The 2,749-nt window shown below is 60.5% G+C and carries 3 protein-coding genes and 2 pseudogenes; 2 read left to right on the top strand and 3 right to left on the bottom strand.

Annotated features, from left to right (window positions below; translation table 11 throughout):
* Window positions 1-202, bottom strand: a pseudogene (locus tag EN925_RS31110) (ABC transporter substrate-binding protein); the annotation flags it as partial.
* Window positions 203-462: 260 nt separating this feature from the next.
* Between EN925_RS31110 and EN925_RS31105 the strand changes: the two are divergent.
* Window positions 463-1,095, top strand: a complete 633-nt coding sequence (locus tag EN925_RS31105) for an invasion associated locus B family protein (RefSeq protein ID WP_128337177.1) — start codon at window positions 463-465, stop codon at window positions 1,093-1,095.
* 73 nt (window positions 1,096-1,168) lie between these two features.
* On the opposite strand, the gene hspQ is transcribed toward EN925_RS31105, so the two are convergent.
* Window positions 1,169-1,492, bottom strand: coding sequence for a heat shock protein HspQ (hspQ, locus tag EN925_RS31100; protein ID WP_027161605.1), 324 nt, complete (start codon window positions 1,490-1,492; stop codon window positions 1,169-1,171).
* 125 nt (window positions 1,493-1,617) lie between these two features.
* Between hspQ and EN925_RS31095 the strand changes: the two genes are divergently transcribed.
* Window positions 1,618-2,580 carry an AEC family transporter gene (locus tag EN925_RS31095; protein WP_128337176.1) on the top strand — a complete coding sequence of 321 codons (963 nt, stop codon included), beginning with the start codon at window positions 1,618-1,620 and terminating at the stop codon, window positions 2,578-2,580.
* Here the strand turns inward: EN925_RS31095 and EN925_RS31090 are convergent.
* Window positions 2,557-2,749 (bottom strand): annotated as a pseudogene (locus tag EN925_RS31090) (UbiH/UbiF family hydroxylase); the annotation flags it as partial. The gene EN925_RS31095 and the pseudogene EN925_RS31090 overlap by 24 nt on opposite strands.

Below are 2,749 nucleotides of genomic sequence, written 5' to 3'. Positions count from 1 at the left end.
TGTCGAAGCTGCCGACGACGCAATAGGTGATCGAGCCACCCTTCGGCGCGTCGGGATTGACGTAGTTGAAATGCGTATAGTCGGGCGGCAGCGCCGGCTCGCCCTGCATGGCGATGGCGTGCTTCGGCTCCGAGGCGGCCGGCTGATGCGAAAGGGCGAGAAACGATATCGCGGTGATCAGCCAAACAAGAACGCGGCCCATGACCGTCTCCTTACTGGGCGGCTTGATGATTCGGACTGCACCCTAGCATGGCGCCACCGCGCTCCGGCCAGATACATCAGCCCAAATCGCACGGCCCAAATCGCACGGCCAAGAATCGCAGGCGCCGGGCTGGATTCGGCCTCGCTTGCAGTGTAACACGCCCTCCGAAGTCATTCTGTTGCCTCATTTCGGCAACAGGTAGCTGGACCACACGGCACGAAGAAGCCGGTCCCGGGATCATTTGAGAGGAAGTGCACGACATGACGAGCCTGAACAGCAACGCGTCCCGCCTGTCGGTCATGGCCGCTGGCGTGGTCGGCTTTCTCGGCGCAGGGCTTCCCGCCGCTTCCGCACAGCAGCAGCAGCAGCAGATTCCGCAAGGCTGGTTCAAGGCCTGCACCAAGCAGGAAGACGTCGACATCTGCAACGTCCAGAACATCACCACTGCCGGCAATGGCCAGCTGGTCACCGGCGTCAGCCTGATCGAGCTCAAGGGCAAGGTGAACCGCAAGGTGTTCCAGGTGACGGTTCCGACCGGCCGTCTGGTGCCTCCCGGCATCGGCCTGCAGATCGACACCGGCAAGGCGCAGAAGCTCGACTATGTGATCTGCTTCCCGGATCGTTGCGTGGCCGAAGTGCCGCTGACCGATCAGCTCGTCGCGGCATTCAAGAAAGGCCAGGCGATCACGCTGACTTCCGTCAATTTCCAGAACCAGCCCAATCCGATCAAGATCGCCCTGCAGGGCTTCAGCGGCGCCTATGACGGCCCGGCGCTGCAGCAGTCGGACATCGAGGACAGGCAGAAGAAGCTTCAGGACTTCGTCGCCAAGAACAACCAGGATTTCGCCAAGAAGCTCAAGGAAGAGCAGGACAAGGCGAAGACCGCCAACTGATCGGCCGATATCGCCGAGCCAACAAAAAAGCGGGGTTCATGCCCCGCTTTTTTTGTGATTGTCTTCCAGCAGGCTAATGCGTGGACTGCCGTTTCGGCTGGTAGCCGCCGTCCGGCCTCTTGTCGAACATCTCTTTGATCTGCGGATGCCGGACCGGCTCACCCGACTGATCCTCAAGCAGATTCTGCTCGGAGACGTAGGCGATGTATTCGGTCTCCGAATTCTCGGCGAGCAGATGATAGAAAGGCTGATCCTTGCGCGGCCGCACGTCGGCGGGGATGGCTTCGTACCATTCGTCGGTGTTGGCGAATTGCGGATCGACATCGAAAATGATGCCCCTGAATGGAAACAGCCGGTGGCGAACCACCTGTCCGATTGCGAATTTGGCTGTTTTCATCGTACTCACCACTGAATTCCTTGAGCTTATTTGGCGCAGACCGCGCATCAATTCAATCCCGAGGCGCTTGACGCCCTATTAAGCAACGGGCTAGCCCGGCGCCAGGGTTTCGGACCAGCATAAAAATGTCTGACGTCATCGGTCTTGTTCTTCCGTTCTTCGGCTTGATTTTTGTCGGGTTTCTGGTGGCGCGCATCACCAGGCAGCCGCTGGACGCGCTCGGCTGGATGAACACGTTCATCGTCTATGTCGCGCTGCCGGCACTTTTCTTCCAGCTGCTTGCCAAGACGCCGTTTGAAGACCTGACGGAATGGCGCTTCATCTTCGGCTCGGTCGTCTCGACCTTCATGATATTTTCCTTGATGTTCATGGGGTCGGTCCTGACCTCGCGCGGCGAGATAGCGCAATCGACCATCAAGGCGCTCGCGGCCGCCTATGGCAATATCGGCTATATGGGACCGGGCCTGGCATTGCTGGCCTTCGGCGAGGAGGCGGCTGTGCCGGTCGCCTTGATCTTCTGTTTCGAGAACATCATGCATTTCGCCATCGCGCCCATGATGATGGCGCTGTCTGGCGACGAGAAGACCACTCCTCTCCGGCTTGCGCTCGGCGTCGTGCGCAAGATCGTGCTGCATCCGTTCATCATCGCAACCACCCTGGGTGTCGGCGCCGCCTATATCGGCTTTCGACCGCCCGTGCCGGTGGAGCGATTTCTAGAATATCTTTCCCGTGCGGCCGCACCTTGCGCGCTGTTTGCCATGGGCGTCACGCTGGCGCTCAGGCCGCTCAATCGCGTCCCGCATGAGATGGTTCCGATCGCCGCGCTGAAGCTGATCCTGCACCCGTTGCTCTGTTATGTCGTGCTGAGCTGGATCGGCAATTTCTCTGAGACATGGGTCTTCTCGGCGGTGCTTCTGGCCTCATTGCCGACCGCCACGAACGTCTTCGTCATCGCCCAGCAGTATGGCGTCTGGGTACAGCGAGCGTCGGCCAGTGTGCTGATCACTACCTGCCTGTCGGTCGTGACCGTTACCGGGCTGCTCTACCTGATCCGGCACAATATCCTAGCGCCGGACCTGTTTCCCTAACCCGCCGGCAAGCGCGGCAAAACCGCTGCCGGGACGAAGCCCCTCGCGCATGAAAAAAGCCCGAAGCGGCGCGAAGCCTCCGAGCACGCCGAGCCCGGCAACGCGGGCCATCTGCGCCGGCAGCATGTCGGAAAGCAGCGACATGTTGAGCAGGTTGACCGCGCTGCTG

The sequence above is a fragment of the Mesorhizobium sp. M7A.F.Ca.US.006.04.2.1 genome (assembly GCF_004022915.1).
Lineage (GTDB): Bacteria > Pseudomonadota > Alphaproteobacteria > Rhizobiales > Rhizobiaceae > Mesorhizobium > Mesorhizobium ciceri.
This window is presented reverse-complemented; position numbering and strand designations above follow the sequence as displayed.

Coding starts and splice junctions, on each gene's coding strand:
- EN925_RS31105 (WP_128337177.1), top strand. CDS start 463: ATGACGAGCCTGAACAGCAACGCGTCCCGCCTGTCGGTCATGGCCGCT.
- hspQ (WP_027161605.1), bottom strand. CDS start 1,492: ATGAAAACAGCCAAATTCGCAATCGGACAGGTGGTTCGCCACCGGCTG.
- EN925_RS31095 (WP_128337176.1), top strand. CDS start 1,618: ATGTCTGACGTCATCGGTCTTGTTCTTCCGTTCTTCGGCTTGATTTTT.